The sequence below is a fragment of the Anabaena sp. UHCC 0253 genome (assembly GCF_009712085.1).
Classification (GTDB): Bacteria; Cyanobacteriota; Cyanobacteriia; order Cyanobacteriales; family Nostocaceae; genus Dolichospermum.
Genome location: NZ_VILD01000003.1, coordinates 239981 through 260185 on the forward strand (window position 1 = coordinate 239981; position 20205 = coordinate 260185).

A 20205-nucleotide genomic window follows, 5' to 3' on the forward strand; every position below is an offset into this window, starting at 1 on the left:
TCAATCCTATAAAGTATTGTAGATATGGATTTTCTCTTATTTGTTCTACTGTTTCTCTATCACTTAAACCCAATCTTTCTTTGATTATTAAAGATCCTATGGCTATTCGAAAAGACTTTGCTGGTGCGCCTATTTCTATCGTGAATTGTTTCGCATATTGATCTTCAAATTCTGACCACGGAATTAAATTCGCCATTATTACCCATCTATTATCTTCTGCCAACTGCCCCTCAAATGGCAGTTTAAACTTTTCTATGGGGGTAGGTATAGTTTCAATTTTTTTATACATTTTCTCTATATTATGTGAGGATTTTTACCCATTTTACCCGATTGCCTTGCACTTTTTTCCCATTTATAGACTTCAATCACTATTTATACAAGGGTTTCAGCTTTAATCAGCAAGCCCTAAATAATTTTGGCAAAAAATAGATGCCTTTACCCCAGTTTGTTTCATCCAGAGTACCATTACCACTCTCTAGGATTTCTACTGATGCTGTAGGCGTAAAAATCCATAGTTGGGGTAATTCAGTTTCATCTATTCGCGTCTCATTCCGTTTCGCTTGCCGTTCTAAGTCTGCATGAACGTCAAATAATTTACCAATACAACTGCGAATTTCACTCTTACTGACGGGATTACGAAATGGTTCAAATATGGCATAATTTGCAGCCATTCTTCCTAGTAATCCTAGTGTTTCTAAGCTTTGTATGGGTTGGGGTGAAGGAATAAATAATACATCAATTTGTCTGACTTCTGCTGTGATATCTTTGCTGGTTTCTACTTGTCCATAGGGTGTTAATAGTTCCGTTAGATATTGTTTTGCAAATTGATCATGTATAAAGCGAGTCATTTATGCTAATTTTGGACTAATACAGAAATATCAATTTAATTTAACATTTTTTGGATGATAGCAAAGTTGCTGCAAGCAGTTCGCTTAATCTGAATACCGCAAAAAGTAAGGGTTTAGCACTGCTAAACCCTTATACATCTAGGTTTTTCGTAATCTTGTAAAAGTTCTAATGTCAGCCGTTACGAGTATAATTCAAAACCTAAAATTTAAACTCTAAAATTCAGTTATCCTTGCCAAGGGGAAGGAATTGGTGTGGTAGAAATCACCTTTTGTGCCATTAGCCTCACAGCACTTTTTCCACAATTTGGGCATTCTACTTCTAAAAATTGTGCAGATGACACATCTACCTCACATAATATCCCTTGTTTGCAGTGCCAACACTCACAAATAACCCTACACACTGGCTGGTTACAGTCAAGTATCTTGACGTGCTGAAAATTTTGGGATTCGCTTTCCTGTTTCCTGGGTTTAGGGAATTTTTTGACTTCTTGAACTTCCATCATTTCACCGTCTAACTGCAAGTATGTTTAGAGCTTACTTGATGCTTTCTTATCTTTCAACTATGCACCAAATTTAGCAGAATTGGTAATTGGTAATTGGTGATTGGTCATTGGTAATAATTCTTTCCCCCTGCACTCTGCCCCCTTCCTGCTGCCCCTATTTACTAGCTAATGCAGGTTGTCTGACGGATTGCTGTAACAGTTGAGTATATAGTTCGTCTAACTGAATCGCTACACCATCCCAGCTAAACTGATTAATAACCCGTCTTTTCGCGGCTTTCCCCAATTCTTGCTGCCAGGCAGGATTACTAAGAATTCGATCAATGGCGTGATTAAAAGCTGGTACATTTTGCGGTGGGACTAATAAACCTGTTTCTTCATTGACAACAGTAAACTGAAGTCCACCGACATCACTAGCGACGACAGGTGTACCACTGGCCATGGCTTCGATCGCAACCAGTCCAAAGGGTTCGTAGTGGCTAGGAACAACACAAACATCCGCAGCAGCATAATAAGCTGGTAAGATATCGCGGCTGAGACAACCGGGAAAGGTTGTGCATTCACTCATTCCTAATTCGTTGACAATGGCTTCAATGCGATCGCGTTCTCTACCATCACTATTCCCTGGTGTACTACCACCACCAATAATCAACTGCAATTGTTTTGATTCATAAAATTTAGACTCCCGCATTGCCCGCACTAAGGTTTCTATACCTTTGCGGTGGTCAAATCTGCCGACATATAACACTACTTTGGCTTCTGGATTGATGTTTAATGCGTCCCTTGCGGCTTGTCTTCCCACTGAACCAAACTTTTGAATATTTGTACCGCAGGGAATAATATCAATGTTGCCTTTATGGGAAACGAGCGATCGCATATGTTCCTGTTCTTGAGGACTGGTTGCGACAATTCTTTCTGCTGTTTCTAATACTTGTTTTTCTACTAATAAACGTTGACTCGCAACCAGGGGAATATTCTCTATGGTGTTGTATTTGATCACTCCTAAAGAATGATATGTATGCACCTGTTTAGTTCCTTGTCTTTTCTTTAATTCCATCCCCACCCAACTAGATAACCAATAGTTAGTATGAGCTAAATCATATTTAACATCAGTTTCTTTCTGAAATTTCATTAACTGATTTACAAATTTTGGCAAATACTGAAAACCATGATCTCGTGAAATAAATTCTACTGGACCTGCTGTTAAACGAATCGTTCGACAATTAGAGTTATGTTGCACTATCGTTTCTTGATCAGCACTCACTTTCCGGCTAAACATATCTACTTGCCATCCTAGCTTTCCCAAGGCTTCACCAACTTGGCGGACATAAACATTTTGTCCTCCAGCCTCTTCTCTGCCGATTTCAATCGCTGGATCACCGTGAACTGAGATTAAGGCAATGTGTTTGTTAGTGGTAGAGTTCATAGATGTGTTTTATTCCTAATTTTAACGATGTAGAAGATATTTTCCCTAGCATGGCGATCGCCATACTTGCGATTATTAAACGTAAATCTGATTTTTATTTGGGGAACTTTGACTAACTAATACTTAGTCTATCTTAATTAGAACCTAAATGTTAATTTATATCTCCCAAATTCCATATTTATATCTAATACATTTGATAGATATTTTCTCTATATATTCATATACTAAATCAATATAAATTAGCCTATCATAGTCCATTAATTTGTCTATGATAGAACCTTTATGAAATAGTCAAGCTAGATCATAATTTAGATATTTGCAGTTAGTTATTGCTAGGTTTCATCTCATGAAAATAATTTCAATCAAAGTTAAATGAACTAAAGTTTAGTTGCCGAAAATATCACCTTAATTGCTATCATTTTTCCAGCCTTGAGTTAATTAAGACAAGTGTATTAGCTTATACTATTCTTACATTGCGATAATTTTTGTTAATTTAGATACAATTTTTCCTATTTTCTCCCTCATCAAAAAAAGTCCAAAAATAAGCAGTGCAGATAACCTGATGTGGCTACCTGCACTGCTTTTTGATTACATTTGGACTTTCGCCAGTAACGAAAGAAATTTCGACACGCCGATACTGATACCTGAAACCTAGACATCTAAGCACAACTTCCTGTTCAGACAAGCTTTCTAGGAAGGTGGTATCCCAAGAAGCTTTAAGAATTATTCTCAAAGCATATTGATTAAACAGACAATTTAGTTGGTAGTTTGTGCGGCTAACATTTGTTTTAGCTTTTCTAGATCCGCTGCCCAACGGGGATCTGGACGAATAGCTTCGTTATCAACACTGGTAGCAGTCTCACGAGTACCACCACCACCACGCCGAGATTTCTTACCTCTATCCCGTCGGCCGCCTTCTTTGTTGCTGCTAGGAGTAGGAGTGCTACTACCTTGAATAACAGGTTTGGGAACTGCTGGTTGTTCCTCACCTTCCTCACCTTTAGTCCGTGGTAAAGCTTTTTCTAGCTTGATGGGTGTATCTTTGAACAATTGACCATTATATTTTTCAATAATTTGATCTGCTTGTTCGTCATTATTTACTGTTAAAAAACCGAACCCACGACATTTGCCTGTTTTACGGTCTTTAATTAGTTTGGTAGTGACAGCATCGCCTTCTTCTGCAAACACAGCTTGCAAATCTTGACGATCTATTTCTTCTTTTGGCAGATTTCCTATATATAGACGAATTGACATGGACTATACCTCCAGATTGGGAATAAACAGGGCAAGACAAAAACAATTAATTGGCTTTGGCTTTTGAATAGATACTATGGACTAAAACTGCCACAAACCAATTTTTTTAATCCAAACTATCAACTTATAGAATACAGTTTTTTGTTGGGATCAAGCTTCTTTGGCACGAAAGTGCAACTGCACTTGTCGGCTAATATCACCTTAATTCTAGGAATTGTAAATTTAATAGCCCACTATCCACCACAGTAAATTAGTTTTTCTTAATTCTTGCCCGCAGAATAAAATGCCATTGCTTAACACTATCATGGTATTTTCTCCGTAGCTAGTTCAGCAGACACTTTTCCACTATTAGCATTGTTGTATCGTAGCTTGACACTCTCCTACCTAAAAGGCAAGGAGATTCTTAAGACTTCACAATCTTAATATCCTGTTTACACAGGTTCCCAGGCTCACCACGGTTGCCCCGTAGGGCGTAGTGATATCTCCTCAAGGTTGTTTCGGGCGTAGACTTTCCCCCAGTCCGGGGGTAGGTTTTTAATCTTGTACTGATTAAACTATCTTAACATCAGAATTAGGACTAAGTAGGTAAGTGTTAAAAATTGTTGTTGGGAGCAGGCAGGGGGCAGGGGAGCAGGGGAGCAGAGGAGCAGGGGAGCAGGGGAGCAGGGGAGCAGGAAGAAGTTATTTGTATTTTTCCCAATCACCAATCACCAATTACCAATCACCAATCACCAATCACCAATCCCCTAATTAAGAACCTGTCAGCATGATATAAGCACCCCAAGCTTGAGCGGAAATTGCGATGATGGTAGACCAAATAGGATGAGGGCTATTGATTTTTGTGCCACCTTGAGTTTCTAAAGTTTGGATATCAACCCAAGGAGTTGCACCTCTTCGTAACCAACCTGTAACTGTGATCTGTCTACCAATTAAGTCTTGAGAATTAAATGATTTACCTGGCCAGGGAATATGATGTAATTTCATTAAACCTTGGTTAGATTGGAGGATCATATCTTGTGCTAGACAATTGCCAATACCGGGACGACCTAATAGTTTACCACTCAGACGGACTCTAATACTATTAATTGGTAAAATAGACGGTTCGCCTAATAGGTTAATAAGGTGTTCATTCTTTTGGAGATTGACAGGTGTAATATCAGGAAATAGGGTATTTATCCGTATCACTGTGCCAATGCCAAAGCCGATTAACATACAACCTGTAACAAAAGACCAATTATCATATATCCACTTGAGGTTTAACCAATGTATGGTATATGCTGTTTGCCACAGTAACCATATCAGTCCCGCAAAGACGACACCAAGGGGGATTCCTAGCCAAGGGGCAATTTGTAAATAGAAGGTTTGGGGTTTAATCAGAATTGGTTGTTGTGGGTTTGTTTGATGTAATTCTGTGTCTAAATGCCAATTACGGGCTATTTGACAAAGACGTTCGATGCGATCGCCCATTAAAGGATGACAACTGTTAATTGTAAACCATTGGCGATAGGGATGAAAATTTTCCCACTTTAAAAATGATTCAAAGGGTAGATGACCGGCTGTGCTACCTAAAACTATGCTGTGTTGATATGCCACAGGCGCGAGGATATTCAGACTTTCTAACTGCCAACAGGTATTTTCTTTGAGGCTGATATCATGAGCTACACCAATGGATATTTTCAATAAAGCACGAATTAGTCCATTGGGATTTCCAGTAATTTCTGCGGACATAGCATCGTTATGGTAAAGCCGTAATCGGGAATTAAGCAAGGCTGTTCCTGTGAAAAGACACCAAATTCCATAACTAATAGCGGCTAAAACTGTACCTGGCCAACGCCACATTTTTCCCTGGTGTTGATTTCCCCAAACGGAAATTTGCTGATATATGCCATAAAATGGCATTGTCACGAGTAAAACTAGGGACATGACTACAAAATCCCAGCGTCCAATTTGCCCTAAAGATAAAGCATAGACGGAGGCGATTTCATCATCTGCCAGTTGTTCTAATAACCCTTGACTAACTGTGATTCTCGCTGTGCGGGGTAGGTTGCCATAGGTAATTATCATGGGGGCAGAAATTGGCAAGATTCTCAGTTTGGGAGTTAACCAACGCCGCTGTTGACAAGTTCTTTGGACTACCCTCAGTGTTTCCCGACTGTAGGAATTTAATTTTTCTTTGGGTAACTCTTCTTGGCCGGAAAATTGTGCGAGTAGCCAGTCGAGTAACCAAGGAGACAATACCATTAAGATTACAAATAATCCTAAAATCAATGTACTAGGATCACGATATAAAATCTGGATGGGCTGTAAGTATGGCAGTTGATATAAAATTTGATTGATTAAACCCAAGACCAATTTAAGCATTTCTCGGCACATCCAAAAAAGTGCCATAAATGTCAAGAGGGCAATTATCCGGGAAGGAATGACATTAGACTTGCGTAAAGGTTGCCACACTTTGGCACGTCTAGCTTGTCGCCAATAAATACTCAGTGGTTGGATATGGTCCTGATTATCAGCACCCACATAAGCGGTTTGTGGCTGTTGTCGTGTAGGATTTAAACTGGAAGCAAGTCCAGTATTGGTTTTGCGAGATTTTTTCTTCTGGTTTTTGCGTTTATGCAAGTGTTCAAGAGCAAGTGTGGCCCATTCTTGAACTTGGGGATTACTATTAGCGATCAGATTTTGGCACAGGGCGATCGCCTTTGAGACTTCGCCAGTGCGGGCATAGGACATAACTAACCCCACTTGTGCCTGTAAACAAATCTTTTCTTGGCTTTGATCTTTGGCTAGTGGTTCAAGGTTAGCGATCGCTGTGTAGTAATTCCCCTGCTTGAGGGCAGCTAAACCAGCCTCCAAACATGATTCAGCGTGGGAAGGCATACAAACTTTGGTACTCCAATCGGTTCTCGGTGACAAATAGGACTAAATTGAGATACCCTGATAGTTGGTAATTGGTAATTGGTGACTTGCCCTGAGCGTAGCCGAAGGGTTGGTGATTGGTAATTGTCAATTGTCAATTGTCAATTGTCAATTGTCCACTGATTGTTGATTAGACAGAACTGGAGCGATCGCACTGAGTTTTAACTCTGGATGATCACCCTCTAACTGTTGACAATTCCATTCATTGCGGAATAACAATACTGGTCGTCCCATACTATCTTTCACAGTAGTAGTATTGAATAAACGTCCTACCTGATTTAACGCTTCCCAACCACCCTGAACCCAACGGGCGACACTGTAAGGTAATAAGTCGAGGATAGTTTCTACACCATACTCATTTTGTAAGCGGAATTGTACCACTTCAAATTGCAATTGACCAACCGCTGCTAAAATTGGCTCACGCTTGGCTTCATCACTTGAATACATAATTTGGACAGCGCCTTCTTCTCGCAATTCGGAAACACCTTTTTGAAATTGCTTAAATTTGGAGGGGTTGGGGTTTCTCAGAGTGGCAAATAGTTCGGGCGAAAAATAAGGGATTCCCTCATATTCTAGCTTCTTTCCTGTGTAAATTGTATCACCAATTGCAAAAACACCCGGATTGTTTAAACCAATTACGTCCCCTGGATAAGCAACATCAATAGATTCCCTTTCTTGGGCAAACAGTTTTTGCGGACGAGATAGACGGATAACTTTGCCGGTTCGAGCGTGGTTTACTGTCATATCTTTTTCAAACTTGCCTGTACAGACCCGGACAAAAGCCACTCTATCTCGGTGTTTGGGGTCCATGTTCGCTTGCAGTTTGAAAATAAATCCTGTAAATTCAGGATAAGTTGGGGGAATGTCCCCAGCCGTGCTGCTATGTGTTCCTGGTTTGAGAGCAAAGTCTAGGAAGTTTTTGAGAAATAATTCTACCCCAAAGTTGGTCATGGCGCTGCCAAAGAAGACTGGGGTCATTTTGCCTGCGTGTACCAAGTCTAAATCCAGTTCTGGACAAACTCCTTCTAAGAGTTCTAATTCGTCTTTAAGTTGTTGATAGAGTTCTGGATCTAGTAATTGTTCCATGCGGCGATCGCCTAGATCGAGGATAGTATCCCGCGCTTCTTTACTACCATGAGAACTCCGTTCAAATAAATGAATTTGCTGCTGTTGACGGTCAAAAACGCCTTTAAAGCGATCGCCCATCCCAATCGGCCAATTCACTGCATAAGTCTGTAATCCTAACTCTTTCTCAATCTCATCTAACAAATCTATGGGTTCTCTACCTGGGCGATCGAGTTTATTCACAAAGGTAAAAATTGGGATTCCCCGCAGTTTACACACTTCAAACAATTTCCGGGTTTGCGGTTCTAAACCTTTAGCCGCATCAATCAGCATAACTGCATTATCCGCTGCGGCTAAAGTCCGATAAGTATCTTCACTAAAATCTTGGTGTCCAGGAGTGTCAAGTAAATTAATTTGACAGTTGCGATAAGCAAATTGTAACACTGTTGAGGTAACAGAAATCCCCCGTTGTTGTTCCATTGCCATCCAGTCAGAAGTTACTTTCCGCTGATCTCTGCGGGCTTTTACCGCTCCCGCTTCGTGAATCGCACCCCCGTATAATAATAGCTTTTCAGTTAACGTAGTTTTACCAGCATCAGGGTGAGAAATAATCGCAAAGTTGCGACGCTGTTCCACCGCTTCACCTAGTTCTGTTTGCAGTTCAATGGACATATATAATTTGTTTGTAACTTAACTAAATGTAATCTTTTTCAGGATGATAAAACAAATTTGTAAATTCTATTAATTCTTACATCTGATCAATCTTAATCCAGAAATTAATGAGTGAGGTAGTTGACAAATACCCAACTTTCCCTTACTATAACATTATAGTGGAAATCTGTGCGCCCATATATATAAGGTTAAGAATTTTCCAAAACATTCAAATCAAAATTATTAAAAATAATACTTCAACGGGATTGATATTTATCTTTATCCAGAAAATCTGCAAATCCAGAAAATCCTGATTCTAACAATGGTATAAGATAAAAACAACATACCTTGTCCATTTTTTATAGGTTGGGTAGAACGAAGTGAAACCCGACGCATTTGTTGGGTTATGGCTAACGCAAACAACCCAACCTACAAATCAAGACTTTTTTTGATTTGGACAAGGTATGGAACAAGAAAAGGATTTATGGAGCAAAAAATGTACGACAGCGATAAACGTAAACTCTTATCAGTGTTGTGTCATGGAGCAATTTTTTTTAGTACCACAATTGTCTCCATTGGTTTACCCATAGCCATACTCTTTGTATCAGATGATCCTGTCGTCAAGGACAATGCCAAGGAATCTATCAATTTCCACTTTAACGTTTGGTTCTATGGAGCAATTCTCGGAACTTTATTTTTTCTAACTGGTTGGTTGGTTTTACCGCTAATCGTTTTGTTCCCAATCGCCGGTTTAGGATATATCATCCACTGGGGGTTAACAATCTGGGCGTTAATTGGCGTTTTTAGCAATCCTGATCAACCTTGCCGTTATCCGTTTATTTTCCGAGTGTTTTAGGGTAAGATTAAGAAAAATATGGTAGTTTGATGAATCATAAACCTTTGATTAAACAAGTTACCAAAATTAATTGAGTCATTTTTTTTAAGATTGTTTTTTGCAAACTTATCCTCAGCAAATGTCCATCAAGGTGTAAAATATAAAATTGCCCCACAGCTTCATCAACAGTAGGGCAAAGACAGTTAAAGCACTGTTTCTAGTTTGTCTGAATAGAGCAAGCTAAAATCTTGCTTTTGTGACGCTTTATTCTGTGTCCATTGTATTGTTTTGTCTGCACAAAATTTATGTTTCCTATACATCGTCCTCGTCGTCTGCGTAGCCATACCCAATTACGCCGTATGGTACGTGAAACTGTTTTAACTACTAGCGATTTGATTTATCCATTGTTTGCTGTACCAGGAGAAGGTATAGCCAAGGAAGTCAAATCTATGCCTGGTGTCTACCAACTTTCAGTAGACAAGATTGTTGAAGAAGCTAAAGAGGTTTATGACTTAGGAATTCCCGCAATTATCTTATTTGGAATTCCGGCTGATAAAGACATAGATGCTACAGGTGCATGGCATGATTGTGGTATTGTTCAAAAAGCAGCAACCGCAGTTAAAAATGCCGTTCCTGATTTAATTGTCATGGCTGATACTTGTTTGTGTGAATATACAAGTCATGGACATTGTGGTTATTTACAAGTTGGTGATCTAACAGGTAGAGTATTAAATGATCCAACTTTGGAATTATTAAAGAAAACCGCTGTTTCCCAAGCTCAAGCTGGTGCAGATATTATCGCACCTTCGGGAATGATGGATGGTTTTGTCCAAGCAATTCGCGCAGGTTTGGATGAAGCGGGATTTGAAGATATCCCTATTATGTCTTATGCTGCTAAATATGCTTCGGCTTATTATGGTCCGTTTAGAGATGCAGCGGACTCAACACCACAATTTGGGGATAGACGCACTTACCAAATGGACCCCGGTAATGCCCGCGAAGCACTTAAAGAAATTGAGTTGGATATTGCTGAAGGTGCTGATATGCTGATGGTAAAACCAGCTTTGGCATATATGGATATTATTTGGCGCGTTAGGGAAGCTACTAATTTACCTGTGGCGGCTTACAATGTATCCGGTGAGTATGCGATGGTGAAGGCTGCGGCTTTAAATGGTTGGATTGATGAGCAGCGCGTTGTGATGGAAACTTTGACTGGCTTTAAACGGGCTGGTGCTGATTTGATTTTGACTTACCACGCTAAGGATGCGGCTCGGTGGTTGTAATTTAAGATTTTATCTCACGCAGAGACGCAGAGGCACGGAGAGGGTTTTTGTGTTTGGGCGTGAGATTTTTTTGTATTTTTGATGCAAAATTAGGACGATTGTTATGTCTCAGCAATACTCAATCGTATTTTTTACATATTTAATAAAGATGGCGCTATTATAAGTAGGTAGTATAAAATAAATAATAAAGGAGCAAAAAATGTCCCGCATGGCTAAAATTAATTTTACTGGTCGAGTGGCTAACATAAATACTGCTATGCCCTACCATTCTGGTCAATTAGTTCCATTTAGCGGCATATATTGGAGCAGTTATCCTTCTTGTGTACATAACACTGGATATCAAGTAAGAGTGGATAGGGGAGATCGCTTTCCACCAACGCCTGCAATTGGATATAGTTTTATACTACTACAGCCCATATATAGAAGGTAAGTATCAATTAATTTTGCTCATCAATAAGTAAAGGTAATTGATATTGAAATTAGGGGGAAAGAATATTATCTCTTCCTTCCCTGGGTTATATTTTTTATGACTAATGATAACTTTTTAGCATTTTATCTTAATTAGTGAAAGTTAAATATATCACTAGAATTAAGTAAAAATTGCTAACTGAGTTTATCAATCAATAAATTACAATTATGATTAATAATCTACTATTTTGTATTACTCACGAAATTCATAATATACAAATTTGGTTACAATCTATACAGATAATTACTCAAATCATTTTTTATGTAGTTGGTACTTTGGTAACTGCTGCAACTTTTTTAAAAGCACGGAAAACACTTTTACAGCCTTTACGTACAGAGGTGTTTAAAGAACAAATAAAGATATTCACTCAAATTTTAGATTTATTTGCAGGTAAAAACGATCTTGAACTACGAAAGGATTATGGTTTAGACCAAGTATTTGAATCTAATATTAAATATATATTTCTTCCTGATTTAGAAGCAAAAAATTTACATTTTAAAAAATATCCTATAATGAAAATAGTGTATCCAAATATATTTACAGATATTAAAGAATTTAATACAGTAAGAGATTTAGATGCTATGACTTTTCGGAATCTTCTAGATCAAGAAAAAATACCTCCTAGAAGTATTCTTATTCTCAATGAGAATTATTACACAGGAAGAAAAAATCTACTATCTATTATGGATTCTCCTATTCTTCCAAAAAAAATGACTGAATTAATAAATGACTTTTTATTTACAGTAGATAATAATATTCTTGTTGCTAGTCAAATATTATTTAAGTATCTTGATGAATTAGAACAGAAATTATCAATATCTGAATCTAAAGATGAATTAACAGATAAATATATTTTATTAATGGAATTAGATTATAGTACAAAGCACATTCAACTTGAACCTAAAGCAAAATTTATTACTGATTATGTCAGGGATTATTTTAAACCTGATATGATTTTTGATTAAATATATGAGTAAACTTAAAATACCTAACCGTCATAGCTATTACAGAAAAAATTCTTTTGCTTCCTCAATTCTACTCTTTTCCAAGGGTTTTAACCGTAATTCTCTCACTTCATCTGTTATCGCCGCAGATTCTACTGTGTCAAGAATTACATCTTGATAATGTTTGAGAGCTTCTGTCAACGCATTTAAGCCTTTTTGAAGAGTCAGGTTTACAAATTGCTGTTTTTCTTTGATAGCTGACTCTATTGAAGTTAATTGTTTTGTCAATTCTTCAATGTTGCTTAATTCATTTTCTAGATTCTCTGATGACACAGTGCTGGTATAGTAGTCCCAATCCGTTTCAATTTGATTTGCTCTTTCTTGGAACTTTTGGCTAATTTGCAGAAATAAATTTCCAAAATCAAGATATGTTTTTGTTGCTTGGGCTTTAGGTTTGAAGTCTATCTGCTTGGGTAAATATGCGATTAATTGAGAAACGTCGCGCTCTAGTGTCAGCATTTTAGTTATGCTCTTAGCTTGACAATGGTATATAAAGATGTTGTTTATATCTTACCCCAGGTTCACCTACCAAACCAACAGTTGCTATTTTTGCGTGAAATTATTTTTCAAGTTAGATATCATGAATTTTCTACCGCTACGTGCTTACAATTGATTATAAAGAATTATCCCATGTTCTCAACAAGAGTGCGATCGCTGACGGTATTCGGGACAATGGCACGATAAAATTCTATAACGATAAATTGTAATAAAGGTCTAAATGGCAGAAACACTATTTTTCAACGCCCTGCGAGAAGCTATTGACGAAGAAATGGCACGCGATTCTAGCGTATTCGTTCTGGGTGAGGACGTAGGACACTACGGCGGTTCTTATAAAGTTACTAAAGATTTACACCAAAAGTATGGTGATTTGCGAGTTTTAGATACCCCCATTGCCGAAAATAGCTTTACTGGGATAGCTGTAGGGGCAGCTATGACTGGGTTAAGACCGATTATTGAAGGCATGAATATGGGCTTTTTGCTCCTCGCCTTCAACCAAATTTCTAACAATGCGGGTATGTTACGCTACACTTCTGGTGGTAACTTTAAAATCCCTATGGTGATTCGTGGTCCTGGGGGTGTGGGTAGACAGCTTGGTGCGGAACATTCCCAACGTCTCGAAGCTTATTTTCAAGCTGTTCCTGGTTTAAAAATTGTGGCTTGTTCCACACCTTACAACGCTAAAGGATTGCTGAAGGCGGCTATCCGTGATGATAACCCAGTGTTATTTTTTGAACACGTTTTACTTTATAACTTAAAAGAAGACCTGCCAGAAACAGAATATGTGCTACCGCTAGATAAAGCTGAAGTTGTCCGTCCAGGTAAAGATGTGACAATTCTCACTTATTCGCGGATGCGGTATCATGTATTGCAAGCTGTGAAAGTTTTGGAAAAACAAGGTTATGATCCAGAAGTTATTGACTTAATTTCCCTGAAACCGCTTGATTTTGAAACTATTGGCGCATCAATTCGCAAGACTCACCGGGTGATTGTTGTGGAAGAATGTATGAGAACTGGAGGTATCGGTGCAGAATTAACCGCCTCCATTAATGACCGCTTATTTGATGAATTAGATGCACCTGTATTGCGGCTTTCTTCCCAAGATATCCCCACACCTTACAACGGTAATCTTGAGCGTCTAACTATCGTCCAACCAGAGCAAATCGTGGAAGCAGTCCAGAAAATGGTGGCTTTAAGAGTTTAGAAATTCGGGTAATTGTCAATTGTCAATTGTCAATTGTCAATTATTCCCTATCCAAACTTCTACTCACAACTGGTAAAAAGAACGTTATTATAACCTTTGTCAGTTGTGAGTGATGGTATGCAAAAACAGCGATCGCTATTAGCGTTAATTATAGTTTTGGTCATCGCCGCTATCGCGGTGATTGCGACGATTCCTGTCCCCTTGGGATTAGACCTACGGGGCGGTTCACAGCTTACCATTCAGGTGAAACCAACTGCGGAAATTACGCAAATCACCGAAAGAGAATTGGAAGCTGTGAAAAGAGTAGTCGAAGGGCGAATTAATGGTCTTGGTGTTTCTGAGCCATTAATTCAAACTATCGGTACAGATAAGATATCCGTACAATTGCCTGGTGTCAATGATCCAGAACAAGCAGAACGGGTATTAGGAGGCACAGCGCAGTTAGAGTTCCGTATCCAAAAACCGAATACAGAAACTCAGCTTTTTGCTTTTCAGATCACACGAAATGACCTGAAAACCAAGCGGGAAGAGTTGAGAAAAAACCCAGATCAAGCGGCCATTGAGAAAAATAAGGCAGAGTTTGACAAAAATAATCAAGCGATCGCCGAATTGTTTGAAAGTACCAATCCACCATTAACTGGTAAATATCTCCAGGATGCCTACGGTCAGCCCACTCAAGGCAATAACTGGGATGTGGCTATCCGTTTTGATCAAAAGGGTGGTGAACTCTTTGCAGGACTCACAAAAGACTTAGCCGGAACTGGTCGTGGTATCGGCATTTTCCTCGATAATGAACTGATTAGTTCGCCTAGTGTCGGAGTAGAATTTGCAGCCACTGGGATTACTGGCGGTTCTGCTGTCATTACAGGTCGTTTTCAAGCTCAAGAAGCCAATGATTTAGGGGTGCAGTTGCGTGGTGGTGCATTACCCGTGCCTGTAGAAATTGCCGAAAGAAGAACGGTAGGCGCGACTTTAGGAAAAGATAGTATTCAAAGAAGCATATATGCTGGTATCGGTGGTCTGATTTTAGTATTAATATATATGGTATTGTACTACCGACTACCAGGAATGATAGCGAATGTGTCACTAGTGATTTATTCCCTACTTACTTGGGCTGCCTTTTGTTTATTGGGTGTCACTCTAACTTTACCGGGAATTGCTGGTTTTATACTCAGTATCGGTATGGCGGTTGATGCTAACGTCTTAATTTTTGAACGCACAAGGGAAGAATTAAGAGCAGGTAAATCTTTATATCGTTCTGTAGAATCAGGTTTTTACCGCGCCTTTTCTAGTATTTTAGATAGTAATGTTACTACCTGGATTGCTTGTGCTGCATTGTTTTGGTTAGGTTCAGGGCTAGTTAAAGGTTTTGCTCTTACCTTGGCTTTAGGAGTAGCGGTGAGTATGTTTACCGCCATTACTTGTAGTCGCACATTGATGTTTTTAGTTATTTCCATTCCCTCTTTGCGGAAAACAGAACTTTATGCTCCTAATGTGCCAGTAGCGAATCAGACAGGAGTGGCACAATGAAACTACATATTAACAAAGCCCGCGGAACTTGGTGGACTATTTCCGTGATGCTGATCCTCAGCGGTATCATCTCAATGGTGATATCTTACTTGAATCCCAGTATAAATGCGCCTCTGCGTCCTAGCTTGGATTTTATCGGGGGAACAAGGTTACAATTTGTTCGGGATTGTAACCAACCTGGTAACTGTGACCAACCTATAGATATTAACCTGGTGCGAGAAGTGGCTAAATCTCAGGGACTGGGAGATAGTAGCATTCAATTAATCTCTGAAAAAATAGGAGACAAGAATGTAGAAAATGGCATTAATATCCGCACAAAAAACCTGGAAACAGAACAGCGGACAAATTTGCAAAATGCGTTAACTGAAAAAATCGGCACTTTTGACCCACAAAAAAATCAAATTGATTCTGTTGGTGCAACTTTAGGAAAGGAGTTATTTACTTCTGGGGTTTTAGCTTTGATAGTTTCCTTTATCGGTATTATTATCTACTTAAGCTTCCGTTTCCAGTGGGATTATGCCATTTTTGCGATCGTTGCTACACTTCACGATGTCTTTATTACAGCAGGGATATTCTCAATTTTGGGTTTGGTTTTAGGTATAGAAGTAGATAGTCTCTTTATTGTCGCCTTGCTGACTATCACAGGTTTCTCTGTTAATGATACAGTGGTAATCTATGATCGCATCCGGGAAACTATCAAAATTAACCCTGATCGACCAATTGCGGATATTGTTGATGATGCTGTCAATCAAACTTTGTCTAGGTCAATCAATACCAGCTTAACAACCATGTTGTCGTTATTTGCCATTTTCCTATTTGGTGGGGAGACGTTGAAATATTTTTCGCTGGCTTTAATTATCGGCTTTATAGCGGGGGCTTATTCTAGTATTTTTATTGCTAGTACCCTCCTAATCTGGTGGCGAGAACGTCAGGAAAATTACTCAGTCGAAAACTCTGTTAGTTCCCAAGATAGTTAATTGATTGGCGTTGCTGATTAAGAATATGATTTTACCTCACGCAGAGGCGCTCCAGTCTCACAGAGTAAGAATTTGCAATTTTTCAGTTTCATACTTCAATATGGCTATCAGCAACGTCAATTTATTAATGGGTGATTACCTCGTTCCCCGTCTCAACCTGTTCCCTGTTCCCTTGTTTTGTAACGAGATTTTGAATCGTTAACAGCAATCCCTAATTTCTTCCTATGGATAAGTCTGAAGAAGCACAAATTAAGATAGAAGAATTAAATAACTTAGATCCAGTTTTTGCTCAACAAATACAAAAGCTACACAAATTGACAGTATATGGAAGATGGTTATTTTCTAGCTGTTTATGGCTAATTATTGCGCCTTTTTGCTTGTGGGATTTACGAGTGGAAATCGCTTTGTTACAAGACTATTTTACTTGGGTAGGATTACGATATGCACTAATTTTTCATCCCTTGGCTACCCTGGGTTTAGGTTTTTGTATTGGGATGACGCTTTCTGTTTTAGTCTGGCAAAGTCGTAATATTATTTGGGGATTACCACTACAAGAACAGGAACGTTTAAAAGAACAAGTTTCTCGTATTCGTCAGCAAGGATCTACTCATCCTCTATGGAAGTGGGTTTGTCAGTCAAAGGGGTATAGGTAATCAGAAATAGAAAGAAGTATTTTAAATTTTTAATTAAAATGTTGCATATCTATATACACCTTGAGTATTTTTCAGGAAAATATGCCATAACAGAAGCGAAGATACTACGAAAATTAGGTCTCTATAGATGAAATATTCTCAGATTCAATTTAGCCAAAGCCATGCGGATATTGATCTTTACCAACTTCAGGAACTGTTTAATCTTGCTGCTTTTTGGGCAAAGGAACGAAGCATTAAGGATTGGAGTATAGCGATCGCTAACAGTGAACCTGTGATTTCTATTTCAGATGGAGAATCATTAATTGGCTTTGCTAGAGCAACTTCGGATGGTATTTATCGCGCTACAATTTGGGATGTTGTGATTCATCCAGATTATCAAGGGAAGGGATTGGGAATCAAGTTAGTAGAAACGGTTTTAACTCATCCACGGATGCAGGTAGAACGGGTATATCTGATGACTACTCACCAACAGACATTTTACGAGAAAATTGGTTTTCAAGTCAATAGTACAACGACAATGGTTTTATTTAATCAGTCGAATTTTGATGCTTTTGCTAATGGAGAGATTCATCTTCAGGAGTCATTAGAGGCATAGATATTTGCCATCTCGTTAACTGTGGTGTTTCTTCTTTTTTGGTGGGGAAAGGTAAAATTTCTAATTTTCCTCCCATCAATTCTACTAAACTTTGATTAAGTGAAAATTTCATTCCTGGTGGTAGAACTATATTTTTCTGAGTTGTTTGATTTGCCGATATCATCAAATTTATAGGTTCATTTGTAGGTACGGCATCAGTGGGGACATCTAACCAGATATATACATAATTATCTGAAGATGCAAGACTGCTAGAAAGATAAATATTCCCTTCTTGCATTTGCGAAATTGTCGTCTCTATCAAATTTATTAATACTTGTCTGAGCCAACGAGAATCTGCTAAAATACAAATTTCTGGTTCTGGTAATGATAAACTAAAAGGATAATTCCGATTGGCTGCTAAGAGATAAGTTAAGTTATAAACTTCCTGTAAAACTTCCGTTAATGACAAAGTTTCAATATCTAATTTATTTCTGCCAGATTCTATTTTAGAAACATTGAGAATTTCATCAATTAGTTTGAGTAATAGTAGAGATTTTTCGTGAGCTTGTTCTACAAATTGCCGCTCTTCGTGAGGGTTTTCACACAAATCTGCTAAAATCAATTGATGTAAGCTAATTATACTACTTAATGGCGATCGCAATTCATGACTAGTTCTAGCTAAAAAACCCGCTTTAAACTGACTCATTTCCCGCGCTTGCTGATAGGCTAATTGGGTTTGCTTCAATTCTTGTAAAAGTTCAGTTTCTGGCTGGAGTGGAGCATTTTGAGCAGGTATGGATGGAGATTCGGCGGGCTGGAGGAATAATTTACAAAAACCTATTCCTAATCCTATTCCTGTTCCTAAATATAGCCAGTTACTAAAATTCATGGTTGTCAATTATCAAATAAATTATCTAACTTAATACTACCTTGTCGTAAAATCTGCCAACTGCTTCCAGTCCATTTCGCAACGGTGGAAGGTATGCCCAAACCTTGATATTCTATAGATTCTAAAGTGAGAACTTGGGGAAATTGAGCTTCTATTTCTGCTTTGGTTTCTAATGCAGGTTGTCCTGATAAATTAGCACTAGTTGTGGCCATTAATCCTGTTTGCGCCAAAATAGTTTGAGCAATTTGATGATTGGGGACTCTAATACCAATAGTGCTGGGATTAGTAGGATTAATGACTGGAGGAATTTTATCACTAGCTGGTAAAACCAAAGTCAAAGCACCAGGCCAACATTGATTAACAACTTTTTGCCAAATTTGATATTCTACATCATTTCCTTTCACATAATCCCATAAATCTTCAGCTTTAGCCGCCATTAAAATCAATGGTTTATCCAAACTGCGTTGTTTAGCAGCATAAATCAATTCTGCTTGTTTAGGTATGGTAGCCAATGCAGGTACGGTATCTGTAGGGAAGCTGATTAATTTTCCAATTTTTGCAGCCTCTATCAGGACTTCTAGAGAAACATTCATAAATATGTAATTCTCAATTATTAATTTCTTACAGCAGTTTTCATGTATTTGTACCACACACTAATCTTTCTATTCCTTTCTTTCTTTGCGCCTTTGCGTCTTTGCGTGAGATATAAAAATGTGGTTCATTTACCCATAAAGACATTGTTCAACTTCAATACTAGAAACTTTAGAAACATTTTCGCCATTAGTAATCATAATATCTTAACAATACCTTGTCCATTTTTTGTAGGTTGGGTAGAACGAAGTGAAACCCGACGCATTTGTTGGGTAACATACGTCAACCTAACCTACATTAATAGGATATAAGTTATTTGTATAGGATTTTGGCAAAAAAGAATTTTCTCAATTATTGGTGGTTTATTCTCATTATTATTGAGAATCTTATCAAGAATGTAACGAGTTTTGGTGATCTCAGCCAGGGGGCTTGACAGTGTTTCGAGTTTTAGGTATGCTTATGGTATTAGTGGGAAAGTGTGCGCCCATATATATAGAGTTTTTATTCATCAAGATCATAATTGCTTAAATAAATCCCAGAAGTAGGGAAATAAGAAAATAATATTTGTTCTCATAACGAAAATACCAAGACGTTATCTTGTATCTCAAGATGAAGATGCAATTACGGTAGATATAGAATTGGGAAATATGGTTAAAATCGCCAGATAAATAAGTAATTAAGAAATATCAAGATCAGGAATAATGCACACAGACACAATATTCTACCAAATCTTCCTCACTTTCCACACACTATTATTTGAAATTCTGGGAGAACCTACAGAAAATGCCACAGATTATAAATTTACTTCTGTGGAAGTGAAGGAAAAAGCCTTTCGATTTGATGGAATTTTTATGGCAGATAGCGTAGAAAAACCCATCTATTTTGTAGAAGTGTAATTTCAGCCAAAAACCGGATTTTTACTGGGAATTAATCGCCGAAATCAACATTTATCTGAATCAATTTAAACCAGTACAAGATTGGCAGGGGGTAGCTTTATTTGCGAAACGGAGTTTAGATGTAGAAGAATTGAGTGCTTAT

At 38.2% G+C, this 20205-nt stretch carries 19 protein-coding genes and 1 pseudogene; 10 read left to right on the forward strand and 10 right to left on the reverse strand.

Annotated features, from left to right (window positions below; all coding sequences use genetic code 11):
• From FJR38_RS09355 to FJR38_RS09385, 7 genes are all read right to left on the reverse strand, one after another.
• Positions 1-289, reverse strand: a 289-nt coding sequence (locus tag FJR38_RS09355) for a transposase (RefSeq protein ID WP_168536667.1), incomplete at its 3' end; no start/stop codon positions are given.
• Positions 290-395: 106 nt separating this feature from the next.
• Positions 396-848 (reverse strand): hypothetical protein, encoded by a 453-nt coding sequence (locus FJR38_RS09360; protein WP_254449410.1) that lies wholly within the window; start codon positions 846-848, stop codon positions 396-398.
• 224 nt (positions 849-1072) lie between these two features.
• Complete coding sequence (locus FJR38_RS09365; protein WP_168495186.1) at positions 1073-1348, reverse strand: hypothetical protein; 276 nt, start codon at positions 1346-1348, stop codon at positions 1073-1075.
• Between the two features lie 157 nt (positions 1349-1505).
• On the reverse strand, positions 1506-2774 hold the full coding sequence (locus FJR38_RS09370) for a glycosyltransferase family 1 protein (RefSeq protein WP_168495005.1): 1269 nt from the start codon (positions 2772-2774) through the stop codon (positions 1506-1508).
• A gap of 756 nt (positions 2775-3530) precedes the next feature.
• A complete protein-coding gene (locus FJR38_RS09375; RefSeq protein WP_168495007.1) occupies positions 3531-4028 on the reverse strand; it encodes an RNA-binding protein in 498 nt (165 codons plus the stop codon).
• 750 nt (positions 4029-4778) lie between these two features.
• A complete protein-coding gene (locus tag FJR38_RS09380; RefSeq protein ID WP_168536668.1) occupies positions 4779-6905 on the reverse strand; it encodes a zinc metalloprotease HtpX in 2127 nt (708 codons plus the stop codon).
• A gap of 147 nt (positions 6906-7052) precedes the next feature.
• Positions 7053-8681: a peptide chain release factor 3 gene (locus FJR38_RS09385; RefSeq protein WP_168536669.1), complete on the reverse strand. Its 1629-nt coding sequence runs from the start codon at positions 8679-8681 to the stop codon at positions 7053-7055.
• A 475-nt stretch (positions 8682-9156) separates the two neighbouring features.
• Between FJR38_RS09385 and FJR38_RS09390 the strand changes: the two genes are divergently transcribed.
• The 3 genes from FJR38_RS09390 to FJR38_RS09400 all read left to right on the forward strand — a co-directional run bounded on the left by FJR38_RS09390 (position 9157) and on the right by FJR38_RS09400 (position 12212).
• Positions 9157-9516, forward strand: coding sequence for a DUF4870 domain-containing protein (locus tag FJR38_RS09390; protein ID WP_168537208.1), 360 nt, complete (start codon positions 9157-9159; stop codon positions 9514-9516).
• 284 nt (positions 9517-9800) lie between these two features.
• On the forward strand, positions 9801-10778 hold the full coding sequence (gene hemB, locus FJR38_RS09395) for a porphobilinogen synthase (RefSeq protein WP_168536670.1): 978 nt from the start codon (positions 9801-9803) through the stop codon (positions 10776-10778).
• 636 nt (positions 10779-11414) lie between these two features.
• On the forward strand, positions 11415-12212 hold the full coding sequence (locus tag FJR38_RS09400) for a hypothetical protein (protein ID WP_168536671.1): 798 nt from the start codon (positions 11415-11417) through the stop codon (positions 12210-12212).
• A 39-nt stretch (positions 12213-12251) separates the two neighbouring features.
• On the opposite strand, the gene FJR38_RS09405 is transcribed toward FJR38_RS09400, so the two are convergent.
• A complete protein-coding gene (locus tag FJR38_RS09405; RefSeq protein ID WP_168536673.1) occupies positions 12252-12710 on the reverse strand; it encodes a hypothetical protein in 459 nt (152 codons plus the stop codon).
• Between the two features lie 259 nt (positions 12711-12969).
• Between FJR38_RS09405 and FJR38_RS09410 the strand changes: the two genes are divergently transcribed.
• The 5 genes from FJR38_RS09410 (at position 12970) to FJR38_RS09430 (ending at position 17708) form a co-directional block, all read left to right on the forward strand.
• Positions 12970-13953: an alpha-ketoacid dehydrogenase subunit beta gene (locus FJR38_RS09410; RefSeq protein ID WP_168495022.1), complete on the forward strand. Its 984-nt coding sequence runs from the start codon at positions 12970-12972 to the stop codon at positions 13951-13953.
• A gap of 117 nt (positions 13954-14070) precedes the next feature.
• A complete protein-coding gene (secD, locus tag FJR38_RS09415) occupies positions 14071-15483 on the forward strand; it encodes a protein translocase subunit SecD (protein WP_168495190.1) in 1413 nt (470 codons plus the stop codon).
• A complete protein-coding gene (gene secF / locus FJR38_RS09420; protein ID WP_168495024.1) occupies positions 15480-16460 on the forward strand; it encodes a protein translocase subunit SecF in 981 nt (326 codons plus the stop codon). Before secD ends, secF begins: the two co-directional genes overlap by 4 nt.
• 224 nt (positions 16461-16684) lie before the next feature.
• The gene (locus FJR38_RS09425) at positions 16685-17113 is read left to right on the forward strand and encodes a hypothetical protein (RefSeq protein WP_168495026.1); all 429 of its coding nucleotides are present in this window, start codon (positions 16685-16687) and stop codon (positions 17111-17113) included.
• 127 nt (positions 17114-17240) lie between these two features.
• Positions 17241-17708 (forward strand): GNAT family N-acetyltransferase, encoded by a 468-nt coding sequence (locus FJR38_RS09430; protein WP_168495028.1) that lies wholly within the window; start codon positions 17241-17243, stop codon positions 17706-17708.
• On the opposite strand, the gene FJR38_RS09435 is transcribed toward FJR38_RS09430, so the two are convergent.
• Both FJR38_RS09435 and FJR38_RS09440 read right to left on the reverse strand, forming a co-directional pair.
• Positions 17668-18576 carry a sensor histidine kinase KdpD gene (locus FJR38_RS09435; RefSeq protein ID WP_168536675.1) on the reverse strand — a complete coding sequence of 303 codons (909 nt, stop codon included), beginning with the start codon at positions 18574-18576 and terminating at the stop codon, positions 17668-17670. The two genes, FJR38_RS09430 and FJR38_RS09435, sit on opposite strands and share 41 nt — an antisense overlap.
• Positions 18577-18581: 5 nt before the next feature.
• Positions 18582-19169, reverse strand: a complete 588-nt coding sequence (locus FJR38_RS09440; protein WP_168495032.1) for an L-threonylcarbamoyladenylate synthase — start codon at positions 19167-19169, stop codon at positions 18582-18584.
• A gap of 699 nt (positions 19170-19868) precedes the next feature.
• On the opposite strand from FJR38_RS09440, the gene FJR38_RS28365 reads away from it, so the two are divergent.
• Both FJR38_RS28365 and FJR38_RS28370 read left to right on the forward strand, forming a co-directional pair.
• Positions 19869-20063 carry an Rpn family recombination-promoting nuclease/putative transposase gene (locus FJR38_RS28365; protein WP_254445271.1) on the forward strand — a complete coding sequence of 65 codons (195 nt, stop codon included), beginning with the start codon at positions 19869-19871 and terminating at the stop codon, positions 20061-20063.
• Between the two features lie 55 nt (positions 20064-20118).
• Positions 20119-20205 (forward strand): annotated as a pseudogene (locus FJR38_RS28370) (hypothetical protein); the annotation flags it as partial.

Bases quoted from the DNA above. Each gene is read 5' to 3' on its own strand.
- FJR38_RS09360 (WP_254449410.1), bottom strand. From the start codon at position 848: ATGACTCGCTTTATACATGATCAATTTGCAAAACAATATCTAACGGAA.
- FJR38_RS09365 (WP_168495186.1), bottom strand. From the start codon at position 1,348: ATGGAAGTTCAAGAAGTCAAAAAATTCCCTAAACCCAGGAAACAGGAA.
- FJR38_RS09370 (WP_168495005.1), bottom strand. From the start codon at position 2,774: ATGAACTCTACCACTAACAAACACATTGCCTTAATCTCAGTTCACGGT.
- FJR38_RS09375 (WP_168495007.1), bottom strand. From the start codon at position 4,028: ATGTCAATTCGTCTATATATAGGAAATCTGCCAAAAGAAGAAATAGAT.
- FJR38_RS09380 (WP_168536668.1), bottom strand. From the start codon at position 6,905: ATGCCTTCCCACGCTGAATCATGTTTGGAGGCTGGTTTAGCTGCCCTC.
- FJR38_RS09385 (WP_168536669.1), bottom strand. From the start codon at position 8,681: ATGTCCATTGAACTGCAAACAGAACTAGGTGAAGCGGTGGAACAGCGT.
- FJR38_RS09390 (WP_168537208.1), top strand. From the start codon at position 9,157: ATGTACGACAGCGATAAACGTAAACTCTTATCAGTGTTGTGTCATGGA.
- hemB (WP_168536670.1), top strand. From the start codon at position 9,801: ATGTTTCCTATACATCGTCCTCGTCGTCTGCGTAGCCATACCCAATTA.
- FJR38_RS09400 (WP_168536671.1), top strand. From the start codon at position 11,415: ATGATTAATAATCTACTATTTTGTATTACTCACGAAATTCATAATATA.
- FJR38_RS09405 (WP_168536673.1), bottom strand. From the start codon at position 12,710: ATGCTGACACTAGAGCGCGACGTTTCTCAATTAATCGCATATTTACCC.
- FJR38_RS09410 (WP_168495022.1), top strand. From the start codon at position 12,970: ATGGCAGAAACACTATTTTTCAACGCCCTGCGAGAAGCTATTGACGAA.
- secD (WP_168495190.1), top strand. From the start codon at position 14,071: ATGCAAAAACAGCGATCGCTATTAGCGTTAATTATAGTTTTGGTCATC.
- secF (WP_168495024.1), top strand. From the start codon at position 15,480: ATGAAACTACATATTAACAAAGCCCGCGGAACTTGGTGGACTATTTCC.
- FJR38_RS09425 (WP_168495026.1), top strand. From the start codon at position 16,685: ATGGATAAGTCTGAAGAAGCACAAATTAAGATAGAAGAATTAAATAAC.
- FJR38_RS09430 (WP_168495028.1), top strand. From the start codon at position 17,241: ATGAAATATTCTCAGATTCAATTTAGCCAAAGCCATGCGGATATTGAT.
- FJR38_RS09435 (WP_168536675.1), bottom strand. From the start codon at position 18,576: ATGAATTTTAGTAACTGGCTATATTTAGGAACAGGAATAGGATTAGGA.
- FJR38_RS09440 (WP_168495032.1), bottom strand. From the start codon at position 19,169: ATGAATGTTTCTCTAGAAGTCCTGATAGAGGCTGCAAAAATTGGAAAA.
- FJR38_RS28365 (WP_254445271.1), top strand. From the start codon at position 19,869: ATGCACACAGACACAATATTCTACCAAATCTTCCTCACTTTCCACACA.